We start from the raw sequence: 16,323 nt of genomic DNA on the forward strand, positions 1-16,323 counted from the left end.
AGACGATGCTGCATTTAAGTAACTTCAAACTCTCTTCTGTCATTTCCAGCAACCCGAATATCTATCCGGATCATGTGTTTAGGCACATAGCAGGGGAGGTTCTGCTGTTTGACCGAATCACGGTACTCCACGGCAGTAATGGCTCCGGCAAATCCACTTTGCTGAATCTGATTGCGAACAAAGTGGGAGTGGCGGGCGCTGAGCGAATGTCCACTTATGGACACAGCATCTATGTTCAGCGGTTTATTGAGGAAAGCAGCTATCAACTTGGGCAGGATGAACAGGAGCGTCCCTTATATAAGCTGCCCGAGGGAAGTCGGTACATCAAGTCAGAGGATCTGCTATATGAAATCAAGAAAATACAGCAGGAAAGCGTGCTTCGCAAAGGGCTGCTTCATGAGCAATTCGTACAGGGAAAGAGCAAGGCTGAGGTCGAAGAGCTGGAGCGGTCGTATGCTTTTGACAAAAGGATGGATATCATTCGATTCTCGCAGGAGAAGTATTCGAACGGGGAAAGCTCGATGCAGTTTTTTGAGGAGCATTTGCTTCCCGGGCAGCTGTATTTACTGGATGAACCTGAAACGTCATTGTCTCCCGCGAATCAAATCAAGCTGGCTGAACAAATGAATGATCTGGCACGTTATTTCGACAGTCAATTCATTATTGCCACGCATTCTCCCTTTGTTCTGGGCACACTTCATGCGAAGATCTACAATCTCGATGCCAGCATGCTGCAGACGGCAGAGTGGTATGAGCTGGACAATGTACGATTCTTTTACGAGTTTTTTCATAAGCATCAGCGGTTGTTTGAATGAATAGGTGTAACATTCTAGTAGAGGTATCCTGATGTCAGGGTACCTCTTTTTGCTATACATTTTATCAGGTTAGAGCCATATGGAACTCTTATGCACTCCTCTGCAATCTACTAATTCATTCCAGCCCAAATCTGCGAGGATATTGTCCCACTTGAATTTTGGCCGTATAACATTGAAATAAAAAGCTGACATAGCAATTAATTGCATTGATTTTTATGCAGATAATTGTATAATCTACTTAATTAACGTTAATTAGAATGGAGAAAAGGGGATGACCATGACCAGAACGAAGCTGAAGGAAGCCGCGCTGAGATTATTTGGGCAGAAGGGCTACGATGGGACGGCATTATCAGAAATTGCGAAGGAGGTCGGCGTCAAAACTCCGGCAATCTACGCCTTTTTTGAGAGCAAGGAAGATCTGTTCATGACGGTCTTCGAAGAATCGATGAGCGCCTACAACGAATATATCCAAGCGATGGCGGAAACCAGCAAGGGAATGAATACGGAGAAAAAACTGCATGCGCTGCTGCTTCGCCAATACGATTTTCACCGAAACAAAACAGAGCTTGCCGTGTTTGCCTTCCGGTATTTGATTTTTCCGCCGGATTTCCTATTGGAAAGAATGCAGGAGGCATTCGGACGTTTCGATACATTGCTGAGCAGCATTATCGGCGAGATCATGCAGGAAGGTCTGGATCGCGGCGATTTGGCTGCCGTTCCGATGGAGACGCTGGTGGATTCGTTCCTCACCTTGATGGACGGGCTGGGCATGCAATATTACTACTATAAATCGCCGGAGCTGTTCGAACGGAAACTGAAACATGCCTTTGAGATGTTCTGGAGATCCGTCGCAGCATAGGCAATCAACAAGATTGTACAGAAAGCAGAGGGTGGAACATGAGCAACGATACGAAAATAGAAGATTACGAACGGGAACCCGTACCTCAGCATTTACGAAAATCATGGCTGTCGATGGCGCTTGTCTGGATTGCGATCGGGATCGACCTGTCCGCCATGTTTCTGGGGGCACAGCTCGGCGCAGGCATGAGCATTGGTGACTCGCTTACTGCGGTCATCGTTGGTTCAATCATTTTGGGTATTATCGGGGCTGTGTGCGCCTATGTTGGGGCCAAAACAGGTCTGTCGACGGCCATGATCAGCCGGTTTCTGTTCGGAAACAAAGGGGCTCTTATAGTCTCCGTCATTCTCGGTATTTCATCGCTGGGCTGGTTCGGCGTACAGGTTGGCTTCTTCGCAACCAACTTCCAAACGGCGCTAAGCGAGCTGTGGGGTTGGCATTGGTCACTCTGGGTACTATCGATCATTGGCGGACTGCTCATGATGTCCACGGCAATCTGGGGCTACCGTGCGATTGAAAAACTAAGCGTCTGGTCGGTACCGCTGCTGGTCGTGTTTATTATTGTCGCGCTGGTCATGGCGCTGAACGGCGAAGGTGGCAGCACGGTTTGGGCACCTTTTGAAGGTGAAGCCCTGCCGATGGGAACGGCAATATCGCTGGTTATCGGAATCTTTATCCTGGGTACAGCATTGTCTCCTGACATTGCACGCTGGGCCAAGACACCTAAGCATGCGATTACCGCAGCATTTGTCGGTTTCTTTGTCGGCAACAGCTTCATGACGATCATTGCCATTTTCTTGTCACGGGCGATGGATTCCGACGATCTGACGGGCATTTTCCTAACGCTCGGACTTGGTATTCCCGCCATTATCGTGCTGACACTGGCACAATGGACAACCAATACCAACAATTTGTATTCCGCAGGACTGGGTTTCTCGGTCGTATTCAGACGGGTGCCGAAGTCCGTCATTACCATCATTGCAGGCTTGATTGCAACAGCACTCGCTTGCTTCGGCATTTATGACCGTTTCACAACGTTCCTGACATATATTACGATGCTTGTTGCACCGCTGGGCGGTATATATACGGCAGAGTATTTGCTGGTGAACAAAAACAGATTCTCGTTTGAAGGGCTGGACAGCAACCGGAGCTGGATTCCTCGCTCCATCGTGGTATGGGTCCTTGCCACATTCTTCGGATTCATGACAACGATGGCTCCGGATGGACTTGGTTGGTTCCAGGTGACGCAGGTTCCGGCGCTGGACAGCTTCTTGATGGCATTTATCGTACAAGCCATCATAGGCAAATGGGTAGTAAAGAAGGGATGAAAGCATGAACAAGGCAGCAAGATTAACTACACTTGATGAACAGGCTATTGAATATATTGCAATTGGCGCAGCGGTGCTGGGCACAGGCGGCGGGGGCGACCCGCATGTCGGTAAACTGATTGCCATGGAGGCCATCCGCAAGCATGGGCCGGTCCGAATCGTACAGCTTGAAGAACTGGATGATGAAGGACTTATCGTACCGGTATCGATGATTGGTGCACCTACGGTGATGCTGGAGAAAATCCCTTCGGCAGAACAGCTGACCAAGCCGCTGGATCTGATGGAAAGAGAACTGGGCCGCAAAGTGGATGCTGTCATGCCGATCGAGGTCGGTGGCGGCAACTCACTCGTTCCGGTCATTGCGGCGGCGCAGCGCGGAATTCCGCTTGTAGACGCCGATGCGATGGGGCGGGCTTTTCCTGAATCGCAGATGGTCACGTTCCATCTGGAAGGCATCCCGTGCAGTCCGGTAGCGATGGCGGACGAGCGGGGTAACAGCGCTTTGATGCATACGATTGATGGCGTATGGGAAGAGCGCATGGCGCGTGCGCTGACCGTAGAGATGGGTGGTTCTGCTTCCATCTGCGATTATCCGGTATCCGGTGCGCAGGCGAAGCAGAGCGCCATCGGGGGTACGCTGACGCTCGCTTATGAGATCGGGCGGACGCTGTTCGAAGCGAAGCAGGAGAAGCTGAATCCTGTGCATGAACTGCTCACGAAGCTGCACGGACATGCCCTGTTTCATGGCAAGGCCGTGGATATCCGCCGCCGTATGGATGGCGGTTTTACGCGCGGTGAAGCAGTATTTGAAGGCACCGGGGAGAACAAGGGAAAAACGATGCGGCTGTTTTTCCAAAATGAGTTCCTGCTCGCCACCGTTGATGACCAACCACTCGCCATTACCCCTGACCTGATCACGCTGTTGGATCAAGATACGGGTATGCCGGTAACGACGGAAAATCTGAAGTATGGTGCCCGGGTGACGGTAGCAGGCTTGCCATGCGATGACAAATGGCGTACACCAAAAGGTATTGAGACGGCGGGGCCGCGATACTTCGGATATGATTTCGACTATGTGCCGATTGAGACGTTGGTTTTGAAAGGAGGTGCGGCGCAATGACCAAGGGTATTATGACTGAAACAAACACAAACCAGGTGTACCGGATCGGCATTGATGTGGGTGGAACGAATACGGACGCCGCCCTGCTGGATTCCAACTTGCACTGCGTGCACAAGGTCAAGGTCCATACGACTGCTGACGTGAACGAAGGCATTGTGGAGGCTGTTCGCCGCCTGCTGCAGGAGAGCGGCGTAAATGGAGCAGACATTCGCTACGCGATGCTTGGCACTACGCACTGCACGAATGCGATCGTGGAGCGCAAGCATCTCGGCCGGGTCGGCCTGATTCGTATCGGCGCTCCGGCAACGACAGCCGTTCCGCCGCTTGCTGGCTGGGACGAATCGCTGCGCGCGGCGGTAGGACCACATAGCTATATCGCCTCTGGGGGTTATGAGTATGATGGACGTAAGATTGCGAGTCTGGATGAAGCTGAGATTGCTGAACTGGCCAACCGAATGAAGGGCGAAGTTGACGCTGTAGCGGTGTGTGGGGTCTTTGCCCCAGTGAACCGTGACCAAGAAAAGCGGGTTGGCGAGATCATCCGCGAGGTGCTGGGTGCTGACATGCCAGTTACCTATTCCAGTGAGATTGGCAGCATCGGACTCCTTGAGCGGGAGAATGCATCTGTGCTGAACGCGGCGCTGCTGCAAGTCATTGCGGGTGTCGTGCGCGGCTTTGAAGAAGCGCTGAACGGCTTCGGCATCCATGCGCAGCTGTACATTTGCCAGAATGACGGCACGTTGATGAAGAGCGAATATGCGCTCCGTTATCCGATTCTGACGATTGCCTGCGGACCGACGAATTCCATTCGGGGCGCTGCACACCTGTCCGGTCTGACGGATGCGCTGGTCGTTGACATTGGCGGTACAACAACGGATATTGGTGTGCTTGTGCAAGGCTTCCCACGCCAGTCCTCGGCTGCGGTGGATATCGGAGGCATTCGTACGAATTTTCGGATGCCGGACATTTTGTCCATTGGTCTCGGCGGTGGAACCATTGTCCGATTGGATGACGCTGGCGGCGTATCGGTTGGTCCGGATAGCGTTGGCTATGAGCTGACGAAACGGGCCCGCATCTTCGGCGGTGATACACTGACAACGACGGACGTGGCGGTGAAGCTGGGCCGGGCCGTATGGCCGGGCACCAACGCGGATGCGGTGGACGAAGCCGTATGCCTCAAGGTGGATGCAGTCATGCAGCAGAGCCTGGAGGACGCCATTGACCGGATGAAAACGAGTGCTGATCCGGTAGATGTCATTCTGGTCGGCGGCGGCAGCCTGCTGGTGCCGGAGACGCTCGCTGGGGCGAGCCGAATCATCCGGCCAGACAACTATGATGCGGCGAATGCGATCGGCGCAGCACTGGGAGAGGTTAGCGGCGAGTCGGAGCGTATCTATTCACTGGACGACTGGAAATATGACGACGTCATGCAGGATGCCAAGGAAAGCGCCGTGAACGAGGCGACTGCAGCTGGCGCGAACCCGGAGACGGTACAGATTGTGTCCGTCGAGGACATTCCGATTGCCTATTTGCCAGGCAACGCACTGCTCGTGAAAGTGAAGGCTGCGGGTAAGTTGTAATACCATAAACGATATGCCCTCTGTGCTCGACAGCATGATCTGCTACATGAGAAGCGTGCGTGCCATAATTAGTCAGGCATCCAGCTAACGCTGCTCGGCCCGGAATGATGCATAAACAGAATAATATGAATATGAACTGGTGATATGGATTAAATTCCGTATCACCTTTTTATTTGAGAGGATAGTTTGCCTGACGAGATAGGATTAAGAAATGCTGGGAAACTGTGGATCCATACTCTAGTGGATAGCGTTCTTTTTTTGATATCACCATAATGCTGCAGGCTTGGGAAAAGGAAAATAAGCACAATGAAGTAAGATGTTTTTTTCAAGGAAATGCCCTCGACTCGGGTATCTAAATATGCCACAATAGAGGATCAGGTGCACAGGAGAATGGACCCGTAGGCACAGTAATGCAAGCCGCAAATCGCTAACAAAATAACGCTCAATAATTTATACTAAATAAGCCAGAATATATCGAAGGAGCTGCCGAGTCCGCTATGAACAAAAAAGAAGTTGCCAACATCCGCAAGCAATTCAAAATGGATCACGATCTACTGAATATTTACGATATCCTCAATGTCTATATTACGAAGGAAACAAATGAAGTCTACCACTGGGAGCGCAATCCGTTTGAACTGGTGGACCGGGAGAAGCAGGAGTTATACATGGGGAATTTCAAGAAACTGCTGACCGGCGAACTGGATCAAAAATTGTTCGAACTGAAGTTTCAGGAAGAAGCCGAAGAGCCTGCGCAGGTACTGCTTCATCAAGCACTCGTAACGGGTGATCCGGAAGAATGGCAGGACATGATGCTGCTGCTCGTGGACCGAATGCTGGCGGATGCCAAGTATGAGCGGGACATGGTGGTCACGTTTGTTCGGGGACAGTATTATTTACCGACCAAGGCGAGAAACGATGAAGCGGAAGAGAGTGAGAAGAACGAGGTGTTTGCCCATCCGTTTATCTTATGCAGTGTGAACTCCACGGAGAAACAGCGGAAAACTCTTTTGTTCGATTATGTGGAGCGGGAGTTCAAGTACAATGTCATTGTCGATCCGATTATCAAGTTAAGCACGCCGGAGCAAGGATTCCTGTACCCTAGCGTGACGGACAACTATTCCGATGTGAATCGGATTCTATACTGTACGGGAAAATCGAATTTCCCGGATCCGCATTTTGTCGAACAGGTATTGAACGGAGAAAGATCGGTGACGGCACTGGAAGAGCGAGCAATCTTCGAAGATATCGTCAAGGAAGTAGCCGGCGAAGAGCTCGATTCAGCTACCATTGCTCAGGTGTACGAAGAAATTAACCGGGTGATTGAAATCAACGAAGAATCGAAGGAGGAAGAACCTCCGAAGCTGGATTACAAAGACCTGGAGCGTGTTCTGAACGCAAGCGGCGTAGAGGATGTGACCACCGAGAAGGTGGAACGGGCATTCGAAACGATCGTGGACAACAAGAACTATGAGATGAAAGCGACCAGCGTTATGCCGAAGTTTACTTCCAAGTCCATTAAGATCGAAACCAAGGTCGCTACAATTTCGATCAGCCCGCAGGATTTGAGATACGTCAAGCAGGTGAATTTCCAAGGGAAACGCTGCATCATGATTGAAGTGGACGAAGATGTCGCGATTGAAGGCTTTACGCTGGCGTCAGAGACACTTATCCAATAAAAAAGCTTTAACGCAGGCAGGAGATGACTTACGATGAACAGACTGCTTATGATCCTGATTGCGGCCGCAACGATGTTGACGGCTTGCCAATCGAACCAGACGGATACCGTGAACCCCTCGGGGAGCAGCGACCAATCCGCACAGACCGAAACGGCGCAGCCAAACAACAAACCAACCGAAGAAAGTACAAGCCAGAGCGAGTGGTCTTCGCTTCCCGAATATGACATGATTGTTCAGAAGATCGATTCCCAGGATTATACCTTTCGAATGGTAACCGATAACGAAAACGAACGCATTCTTCTACTTACTGACCAAGACGGTGAGGAGAAATACAAGACCATTTTTATCAAAAACACAACTCGTCTTAAAATCATTGACATTGATGGAGGCGGACAGCTCTTCAACGATGTTCTGGAATAGCTGGAAGAATGGAAAAGACCACAATCCCTTAGTCGGATCGTGGTCTTTTTGTTTTTTGTGTCCGAGCAATTCAAGGCCAGCCAAAGTGAAATCCTTCTTGAGGCTGATGCTGGAATACATCGCTTGTCGGGTGTCTCTTGCACGGTAAGGTGTAACATGGAGAATAGCGCATCACGGCCAACTGAAAATTCATTGCGAGGAGATGTAAGAGTGAAAACGTTCATTGAGTTCAGGAAGGTAACGAAAGAATATCAAATTGGGGAAGTTCGGATCAGAGCTTTGAACGACGCGGAATTTTCCATATCAGAAGGAGAGTTCGTCGTTATTTTGGGTGCAAGCGGTGCCGGTAAAAGTACGATTCTGAATATACTTGGCGGTATGGATACGGCGACTTCTGGTCAAGTGACCGTTGGGGATCAGGACATTGCCACATGGAATGAAAAAAAATTGACGACCTATCGTGGAGAAAAAGTTGGTTTTGTATTTCAGTTCTATAACTTGATCCCGAACTTGAACGCATTGGAAAATGTTGAATTTGCCACAGAAGTAGGTAAGAATCAGCTGAATGCCGCAGATATTTTATATCAAGTCGGATTGAAGCATCGCATGAAAAACTTTCCTTCCCAGCTCTCTGGAGGTGAACAACAACGAGTTGCGATCGCCAGAGCTGTTGCGAAAAATCCTTTACTCCTGCTCTGCGACGAGCCAACTGGCGCATTGGATTATGTTACAGGCAAATCCGTCCTTAAGCTTCTTCAAGATGTGAACAGGCAAATGAAAAAATGCGTCGTTCTGGTCACTCATAATACGGCAATTGCTCCTATGGCCGACAAAATAATCAGAGTTAAAAGTGGGAAAATCGAAAGTGTAACGATAAATGATAATAAACAAAGCGTTGAAAGCATTGAATGGTGATGGTGATGACGAAATTAGCAGTGAAGCTCCTTAGGGACATTAAACAATCTTTCGTTCAATTTACAGCCTTGGCATTGGTAATCGCAGTAGGGGCTTTTTTTTATGCAGGACTGAATAGTTATAGCAAGGAGCAGCGTGCTTATGTACAAACTTATTATACAGAGCACAATTTAAGTGACTTGAATGTTTATTACGATCATATTTCCAGTGCAGATGCTGCTCGTTTAAGTGAAGTGGAAGGCATTAATAGAATCGAAGCACGGTACACTACGGATGCAACGCAGCATGTTGAAGGTGGCACTACCTCATTGAAAATCCATTCAATTCCCGCAGACAACCACATCAATACATCTACGATTATCGAGGGACACATACCGTCCAATAAAAATGAGATCATCATGGATTCCCATTACGCCCAAGAGCATCATTATCAGGTCGGTGATACGATCCGTATGATTGCGAATGATAGAGAGCTTGCGTTTAAGATCAGCGGTTTGGTCGAAAATGTTGAATATGTGAAAAAGAATGCGACACAAGACCATAAAACCTACGGATTTGCTTATGTTGCCGAAGAGGCGATCACCGAAGTATCAGGGACAGGTAACGTGGTCTATAATGAACTTCTCATTGATGCCAGCGAAGGCTATGATGTGGATCAGTTGGGCCAAGTCATCGAAAGGCAATCCAAGGGTCTTTCTTATCTAGATCAACGCAGCAAAGAGCGGTCATTCGGTTACGCTCAAATTCATCAAACCATTTATAACAACAGCATGATGAGCAGGGTGATTCCCTTGGTGCTCTTTTTGATCTCTGCCATCATCCTGTTTCTTACGATGTCCAGAACGATTGATTCGCATCGACATCAAATTGGGATTATGAAAGCTCTGGGGATCAAGGACAGAAACATTATGCTTCATTACATGGGATACCCTGTTCTAATAAGTATTGTTGGGTCGATCATGGGGTGTATCATTGCAGCTAACGTATTTATTCCATTGGTGACTGCGTCCAGTTCAACGTCATATTCATTGCCTGGCATCTCGTTTTCGCTTTCATTATTTTCGGTCATACCACCTATTATTTTTTCCTGTTTTTTCGGACTCTTGTCCGTTTACTTTAGCGGGAGAAGCGTACTGAAGGAACGTGCAGCACACGCGATGCGTCCCAAACCACCCCAAAAGATGAAGAAGCTGTTAATCGAACGATTTCCGGGGATCTGGAACCGGACTTCTTACAACCATAAGCTCATTTTGAGAAACCTGTTTTTAAATAAAAGAAAAGCGCTGGCAAGCTCCATTGGCATCATTGCAAGCACCGTATTGTTGATTACTGCATTGGGTACGCAATCTGCCTTGCAAAAAATAGCCAACCAAGTCGAAGAGGTATACACCTATGACTTTAAAGTGGATTATAAGACAGATTCATCGTTGGAAGCATTACAGCTGCCTTCCGGCATCAAACAACCATTTTTGTTGTCTACCTTTCCTGTTGAATTCATAAAAGGGAAGGATAAAGAAAACGCAACGTTGATTGTAACAGAAGAAGAAAACCATCTCATTCGTTTCCATGACGAGAACGGGAATGAAGTATCGTTGCAGCATAATGGCGTGCTTGTGCCCAAATCTTATGCCGACCATTACAACATTGCAGAGGGCGATACCATTCAAATCAAGTTCACCAAACCAGGGCTTCACAATCAATCCGTTGATATGAAGGTTATACAAATTTCCTCTCAGTTCAACAATCCGTCCTTTTATATCACGCCAGATTACTTGAAAAGCTTTCACATCGACTATACACCGACCTCACTTTTGGTTGAAGCGAATAATGGTGCGGATCTTTCCGACATTCGAAGCTTCTTCGAACAGGATCAGCAAGTAGATACCATAGCGGACAAGACGGATTTGAAGGAATCGGCCCAGTATATTTTGAAACAAAATCGCTTTATGTTCATCATGTTTGTCATTAGTGCTGTGGTGCTCTCTTTTGGCGCTGTATACACGATATCTTCCATAAACATATACGAACGTAAACGTGAACTTGCGACGCTTAAGGTATTGGGCTATCCCAAAAACAAAATAAACAGGCTCATCTTTGTTGAGAACGTTATACTCACCGCTTTTGCGGTCGTTGTAGCGCTGCCTATGGGAGTTCATTTTTATACCCTAGTCGTACAGGCGTTGTCGAGTACCCACCAACAGATTCCGGATCAGTTAAATCTTATTGTCATGTTGATAGCGGTTCTTCTAGCGTTTGTGCTGACCATTCTGTGCAACTTGCTGCTACGATTAAAAGTTACCAAAATCAATATGATTGAATCGTTAAAAAGTATAGAATAAAATGGTGAAAAGAAGAGAATACAAGTTCTGATTTACAAGCAGTTGCATGCTCAGAAACGGAATGTGACTGCTTTGTTTATTTTTAAGATCAATATGAAGGAGCGCTGCGTAATGAATTTGGAAGAAGTGATGCAGGAGCTTGAGGCACTTGGCAAGGAGCGCACGAAAAAGATATACATGTCGAATGGTGCACATGAACCACTCTTCGGCGTGGCTACAGGTGCGATGAAGCCGATCGCCCGCAAAATCAAAAAGGACCAGGCGTTGGCCGAGCAGCTGTACGCAACCGGGAATTATGATGCAATGTATTTTGCGGGTGTTATTGCTGATCCGAAAGCGATGACAGAAGCGGATTTCGACCGTTGGATCGAGGACGCGTATTTTTACATGATCTCTGATTTCATCGTTGCTGTCACGCTTTCCGAGACGGATATCGCCCAGCAAGTGGCGGATAAATGGATCGCCAGCGGTGAAGAGCTGAAGATGTCGGCAGGCTGGAGCTGTTACTGCTGGTTGCTAGGCAATCGTCCGGACAGCGAGTTCTCCGAGGATAAGCTGAGCGCGATGTTGGAAGACGTGCAAGCGAAGATCCATCAAGCTCCCGAACGAACCCAATATTCAATGAATAATTTCGTATACACTGTGGGGGTTTCCTACGTTCCGCTGCATGACAAGGCTGTCGAAACGGCGAAGGCTATTGGTCCCGTCGAAGTTCAGAAGGACAAGCCCAAGAGCAAGTTCCTGAATGCTTCCGAAACCATTCAAACTGCCGTAGAAAAAAATCGGATTGGTTTCAAACGCAAGTATGTAAGATGTTAAAGGAAGACAACGCATGTGTTTTTATCTGGATCTCACTTGACAAAAATACATTATTTTCAAGTAGTTGTTGACAATCCTACAGCTCTAAAATATAGTAAACACATCAGATTAATGTAAATTGAGGATGTTCAAATTTTAACCATTGAATGGAAGCTGACTGGTTTATCCAGAGGCTCAGAGGGCAGCGCTAGTCGTTGTCAGCTGAGCCTTTTTTGCTTAGTACCCCAATATAAATTAGAGAGGTGAAGTCAATGGCTACTGCTGAAAAAATCAGATTTGAGAGTGTCACCAAAACGTTCACGGTCCGCGATCCCAAGCAAAAGGAAGCAACTCAGGCATTTACTGCTGTAAAAGACCTGGACTTTTCGGTAAGAAAAGGTGAGTTTATCACCATCGTGGGTCCGAGTGGCTGCGGAAAATCAACCTTGCTTGATATGATCAGTGGACTATCCTCACCGACACAAGGACGCATTTTAATTGATGGCCAAACCATTACTGGCCCAGGGCTTGACCGGGGCATTGTCTTTCAGCAGTACGCTTTATTTCCGTGGAAGACGGCACGCGGCAATATTGAATTTGGTTTGGAAGCCAAGGGTATTCCGAAGCAGGAGCGTAAGGAGCAGGTGGAGCATTTTCTGTCGCTAGTCGGGCTTACTCACTTCGGAGACCGCTATCCGCATGAGCTATCCGGGGGGATGAAGCAGCGTATAGCCATTGCCAGAAGCCTTGCCTTTAATCCGGATGTCTTATTGATGGATGAGCCCTTTGCCGCATTGGATGCCCAGACGCGTGAATCCCTGCAAAGTGAACTTTTGCGTATTTGGCAGAAGACCCAGAAGACCATCATTTTTATTACGCATGGTATCGATGAGGCGGTTTATCTTGGAGAACGAGTAGTGGTATTGACGCCAGGACCCGGTATGGTGAGACAAATTGTGGATATTCCGCTTCAATCACGATTGGAGGATGCGGATATTCGCTCCCATCCCGACTTTGTGAAAGCTCGCCATGAAGTATGGAGTCTGCTGCATGAACCTGAATACCGCGGTGCGTATATCTAATTGATTAAAGGAGTGTATTCCTATCGAATCCGTAAAGACGGCCCATTCAACCCTACGGCTTGGTAAACGAAGTCCTGCTGCTTTTTCTGGTGTGCTGAAGTTGTTCAAACAGTCGATTGTGTTAATTGCCTTGGTCTTACTGTGGGAGATCGCACCAAGGACAGGCTTGGTAGATGCAGCATTTTTCCCTGCTTTTTCCGAGGTCATTCGGGCATTATGGAGTTTGATCATCTCAGGTGAGCTTTTCACTCACTTTCTGGCAAGCATCATTCGTTCATTCAGTGGTTTCGCCTTAGCCTTACTTATTGCAATCCCATTAGGATTACTGATTGGCTGGTATCCATTAGCCAGACAGCTGTTGAATCCCGTGCTGGAATTGTTTCGAAATACGGCTGCATTAGCGCTGCTTCCGGTATTCATGCTGCTGCTGGGAATCGGTGAAACCTCCAAGATTGCGATCGTCCTCTTTGCCTGCACATGGCCCATTCTTCTCAATACGATTGCTGCTGTCGGCAGCGTTGATCCCTTGCTGATCAAGGCAGCAAGATCGATGAATATTAAGTCCTTCAGATTATTCCTTAAGGTCATTTTGCCGGCATCGGTTCCCACGATTTTTACCGGTATTCGCATGGCAGGGACAGGGGCAATCCTGGTACTCATAGCTGCTGAAATGGTAGGAGCCAAGGAAGGGTTGGGCTATCTCATTACGTATTCCCAGTATAACTTCCAGATTCCTCAGATGTATGCCGGGATATTAACCATTGCTTTGCTGGGGTTGTTAATCAACCAAGGGCTCAGCATGCTGGAACGTAAATTCTCCAAATGGAAACAGCAAGTGAATGAATAGTCCTGTTCAAATGTCCCCTCATTATTTTTTTATCATTAATCCTTACTAAATCAATTGAATTAATGAGTTATGAATAAGACATCGTTTGGAGGAGGAGAAGCGAGATGAAACGAACATTAGGCATTCTTGTACTTGCAGGCTTGGTCAGTGGTGTCCTATCAGGCTGCTCAGATCCCAAGACCTCCGCGAAGAGCGGAGAAGAAGATCAAGTTCTGCAATATCAGTCTTCACCTGGAAGTGTTTCTTTTCCGGAGCTGGCTGCAGATTTGGGCTACTTGGGGGACTTGAAACTGGAATCCATAGGCGACAGCGTTGGGGGACCGGAGAGCATTCAATTAACGGCAACGAAACAAATCGACTTTGGATCAGCTTTTAATGGAGCCATTATCAAATCCTACTCCCAAAACGTAAAAATAAAATCGGTCGTCGGCTCATACGGCAGTGATGAACATACGTACATCGGCGCCTATACCCTTGAGGGGACGCCAATCCAATCGGCCAAAGATTTTATTGGGAAAAAGGTAGGCGTCAATATTCTCGGGGCCCATTTGGAGTTTGTCCTCAAAGACTATTTACGACAAGGCAATCTGACGGAAAAAGAAATTGAACAGGTCACTTTGGTGACTGTCCCAAGTTCAAGTGCGGAACAGGTTCTGCGGAATCAACAGATCGACGTGGTGATGTTAAGCGGAATCGGCCGGGACAGGGCTCTGGCAACAGGAGGAATTACCGAAATTTTCAGGGATATCGATGTGTTTGGCAAGGAGTTTACTGCAGGCGACTATTTCTTCAGTGAGGATTACATCCGGGAGAATCCGAATACGGTGAAGCAATTTGTAGACGGGGTTGCCAAAGCCATTGACTGGGCTCAGACCACACCTAGGGAGGAAGTCATCTCGCGGTTCGAGGACATTGTGAATCAGCGGGAACGCAAGGAAACGACGGAAAACCTTAAATACTGGAAGAGTACAGGCATATCGGAAAAGGGAGGCGTCATTACTCCATCGGAATACAGAACATGGATCGACTGGCTTGTGGCGAATGGTGAGTTAAAAGAAGGTCAGGTGAAACCGGAAGACTTATATACCAACGAATATAATCCGTTTGCTAAATAATTTTTTATATACATTCTTGATTAAAACATGAAAAAGGGAGTGGTTCGTATGACTAGAAAACAAATGAAACTGGGAGCTTTCATTAATCTGCCGGGACATCATGTAGCAAGCTGGCGTCATCCTTCTTCAGGTGCAGGCCGTGCATTTGATCTGGATTATTTAACGGAGATTTCACAGACAGCTGAGCGCGGTAAGTTCGATATGATATTTTTTGCCGATGTCCTGGGTCAGCGGCTTTCCGGTAATGCACACTCCTCTTTGAAGCTGGACCCGGTTATCATCATTTCGGCCCTCGCGGCTGTGACGAGAAATATAGGGCTAACGGCCACGCTGACCACGACCTATAACGATCCGTACCATGTCGCGCGTAAATTCGCAGCGATTGATCATCTGTCCAAGGGACGGGCTGCCTGGAATGTCGTCACATCTGCCAACGAAGGAGAAGCCCTTCTGTTTGGTAAAGAAAAGCATCTGCAGCATGCACTCCGTTATGAACGTGCTGAGGAATTCGTGGACGTTGTCAAGCAGCTATGGTTGTCCATCGAGGATGAGGCGCTGGTCATCGACAAGGAAAATGGCCGATATCTGAATGTAGAGAAGGTACATCCGGTTAACCATGAGGGGGCATGGTTTAAGGTGCAGGGTGCCCTTGATTCCCCAACAACACCGCAAGGGCATCCCGTGATTGTTCAGGCCGGGTCTTCGGAATCTGGCAAAGAGCTGGCAGCGAAGACGGCTGAAGTCATTTTCACAGCTTGGCAAACGCTTGAAGAGGCACAGGTCTTTTATCGGGATGTCAAAGGGCGACTGGCTAAATACGGACGCAAGCCGGACGATCTGAAGATCATGCCTGGCGTGTTCATTACGGTGGCCAAAACAGAGGCAGAAGCCCTGCTGAAGCAGCAGCAGTTAAATAGCTATATCCTGCCTGAAGTGGGATTAGCATATCTCTCTGCTTTTACGAATATTGATCTGTCCGGGTATGATGTCGATGAACCACTTCCGGAAGCAAGCTCCATCGAAGATGAGACCAACCCGCGAATCCGCTATAACATCATTCGGGATATTGCGAAACGGGAGAACCTGCAATCGATCCGTGCAATCTATGAACGAATCGCAGGAGCACGCGGTCATCGGGAGATTGTCGGGACTCCGGAACAAATTGCGGATCAACTGGAAGAATGGTTCCTGAATGATGGTGCAGATGGCTTTAATATCATGCCGCCTCATTTCCCGGAGGGCTTCAACGATATCATCGAACTGGTGGTTCCCGAATTGCAGCGGAGGGGATTATTCCGTACCGAATATGAGAGCAGTACTTTGCGAGGGAATCTGGGGCTGTCTGTACCTGCCGTAAAAACACCCGAGAAGGCATTAACCGGTGCGAGTACAGGTGAAATTGTGTAAGGCATTGGCATTGACATAACGC

The 16,323-nt window shown here is 48.1% G+C and carries 14 protein-coding genes; all 14 read left to right on the forward strand.

Annotated features, from left to right (window positions below; translation table 11 throughout):
• Window positions 1-5: 5 nt before the first annotated feature.
• The 14 genes from PIL01S_RS16025 to PIL01S_RS16090 all read left to right on the forward strand — a co-directional run bounded on the left by PIL01S_RS16025 (window position 6) and on the right by PIL01S_RS16090 (window position 16,301).
• Window positions 6-815, forward strand: coding sequence for an AAA family ATPase (locus PIL01S_RS16025; RefSeq protein ID WP_127538364.1), 810 nt, complete (start codon window positions 6-8; stop codon window positions 813-815).
• Window positions 816-1,086: 271 nt separating this feature from the next.
• On the forward strand, window positions 1,087-1,674 hold the full coding sequence (locus PIL01S_RS16030; RefSeq protein WP_281280804.1) for a TetR/AcrR family transcriptional regulator: 588 nt from the start codon (window positions 1,087-1,089) through the stop codon (window positions 1,672-1,674).
• 38 nt (window positions 1,675-1,712) lie between these two features.
• A complete protein-coding gene (locus PIL01S_RS16035; RefSeq protein WP_127538365.1) occupies window positions 1,713-3,002 on the forward strand; it encodes a cytosine permease in 1,290 nt (429 codons plus the stop codon).
• A 4-nt stretch (window positions 3,003-3,006) separates the two neighbouring features.
• Window positions 3,007-4,122, forward strand: a complete 1,116-nt coding sequence (locus PIL01S_RS16040) for a DUF917 domain-containing protein (protein WP_127538366.1) — start codon at window positions 3,007-3,009, stop codon at window positions 4,120-4,122.
• Entirely contained in the window at window positions 4,119-5,702 is a 1,584-nt protein-coding gene (locus PIL01S_RS16045) for an ROK family protein (RefSeq protein ID WP_127538367.1), read from the forward strand. Before PIL01S_RS16040 ends, PIL01S_RS16045 begins: the two co-directional genes overlap by 4 nt.
• A 497-nt stretch (window positions 5,703-6,199) precedes the next feature.
• Window positions 6,200-7,378, forward strand: coding sequence for a DUF4317 domain-containing protein (locus PIL01S_RS16050; RefSeq protein WP_127538368.1), 1,179 nt, complete (start codon window positions 6,200-6,202; stop codon window positions 7,376-7,378).
• A gap of 33 nt (window positions 7,379-7,411) precedes the next feature.
• Window positions 7,412-7,798, forward strand: coding sequence for a hypothetical protein (locus PIL01S_RS16055; RefSeq protein ID WP_127538369.1), 387 nt, complete (start codon window positions 7,412-7,414; stop codon window positions 7,796-7,798).
• Between the two features lie 210 nt (window positions 7,799-8,008).
• Window positions 8,009-8,713, forward strand: coding sequence for an ABC transporter ATP-binding protein (locus PIL01S_RS16060; RefSeq protein ID WP_127538370.1), 705 nt, complete (start codon window positions 8,009-8,011; stop codon window positions 8,711-8,713).
• On the forward strand, window positions 8,713-11,052 hold the full coding sequence (locus tag PIL01S_RS16065; protein WP_127538592.1) for an ABC transporter permease: 2,340 nt from the start codon (window positions 8,713-8,715) through the stop codon (window positions 11,050-11,052). Before PIL01S_RS16060 ends, PIL01S_RS16065 begins: the two co-directional genes overlap by 1 nt.
• A gap of 111 nt (window positions 11,053-11,163) precedes the next feature.
• Entirely contained in the window at window positions 11,164-11,871 is a 708-nt protein-coding gene (locus PIL01S_RS16070; RefSeq protein WP_127538371.1) for a DNA alkylation repair protein, read from the forward strand.
• A 251-nt stretch (window positions 11,872-12,122) separates the two neighbouring features.
• On the forward strand, window positions 12,123-12,932 hold the full coding sequence (locus PIL01S_RS16075) for an ABC transporter ATP-binding protein (protein ID WP_127538372.1): 810 nt from the start codon (window positions 12,123-12,125) through the stop codon (window positions 12,930-12,932).
• A gap of 91 nt (window positions 12,933-13,023) precedes the next feature.
• Window positions 13,024-13,779, forward strand: coding sequence for an ABC transporter permease (locus PIL01S_RS16080; RefSeq protein ID WP_246058347.1), 756 nt, complete (start codon window positions 13,024-13,026; stop codon window positions 13,777-13,779).
• A 104-nt stretch (window positions 13,780-13,883) separates the two neighbouring features.
• On the forward strand, window positions 13,884-14,894 hold the full coding sequence (locus PIL01S_RS16085; RefSeq protein WP_127538374.1) for an ABC transporter substrate-binding protein: 1,011 nt from the start codon (window positions 13,884-13,886) through the stop codon (window positions 14,892-14,894).
• 48 nt (window positions 14,895-14,942) lie between these two features.
• Window positions 14,943-16,301 (forward strand): LLM class flavin-dependent oxidoreductase, encoded by a 1,359-nt coding sequence (locus tag PIL01S_RS16090; protein ID WP_127538375.1) that lies wholly within the window; start codon window positions 14,943-14,945, stop codon window positions 16,299-16,301.
• Window positions 16,302-16,323 lie beyond the last annotated feature (22 nt).

The sequence above is a fragment of the Paenibacillus illinoisensis NBRC 15959 genome (assembly GCF_004000925.1).
Classification (GTDB): Bacteria; Bacillota; Bacilli; order Paenibacillales; family Paenibacillaceae; genus Paenibacillus; species Paenibacillus illinoisensis.

Excerpts from the sequence above, each read along its gene's own strand:
- PIL01S_RS16055 (WP_127538369.1), top strand. The coding sequence starts at position 7,412 with ATGAACAGACTGCTTATGATCCTGATTGCGGCCGCAACGATGTTGACG.
- PIL01S_RS16075 (WP_127538372.1), top strand. The coding sequence starts at position 12,123 with ATGGCTACTGCTGAAAAAATCAGATTTGAGAGTGTCACCAAAACGTTC.
- PIL01S_RS16070 (WP_127538371.1), top strand. The coding sequence starts at position 11,164 with ATGAATTTGGAAGAAGTGATGCAGGAGCTTGAGGCACTTGGCAAGGAG.
- PIL01S_RS16065 (WP_127538592.1), top strand. The coding sequence starts at position 8,713 with ATGGTGATGACGAAATTAGCAGTGAAGCTCCTTAGGGACATTAAACAA.
- PIL01S_RS16085 (WP_127538374.1), top strand. The coding sequence starts at position 13,884 with ATGAAACGAACATTAGGCATTCTTGTACTTGCAGGCTTGGTCAGTGGT.
- PIL01S_RS16035 (WP_127538365.1), top strand. The coding sequence starts at position 1,713 with ATGAGCAACGATACGAAAATAGAAGATTACGAACGGGAACCCGTACCT.
- PIL01S_RS16025 (WP_127538364.1), top strand. The coding sequence starts at position 6 with ATGCTGCATTTAAGTAACTTCAAACTCTCTTCTGTCATTTCCAGCAAC.
- PIL01S_RS16045 (WP_127538367.1), top strand. The coding sequence starts at position 4,119 with ATGACCAAGGGTATTATGACTGAAACAAACACAAACCAGGTGTACCGG.
- PIL01S_RS16040 (WP_127538366.1), top strand. The coding sequence starts at position 3,007 with ATGAACAAGGCAGCAAGATTAACTACACTTGATGAACAGGCTATTGAA.
- PIL01S_RS16090 (WP_127538375.1), top strand. The coding sequence starts at position 14,943 with ATGACTAGAAAACAAATGAAACTGGGAGCTTTCATTAATCTGCCGGGA.
- PIL01S_RS16050 (WP_127538368.1), top strand. The coding sequence starts at position 6,200 with ATGAACAAAAAAGAAGTTGCCAACATCCGCAAGCAATTCAAAATGGAT.
- PIL01S_RS16030 (WP_281280804.1), top strand. The coding sequence starts at position 1,087 with ATGACCATGACCAGAACGAAGCTGAAGGAAGCCGCGCTGAGATTATTT.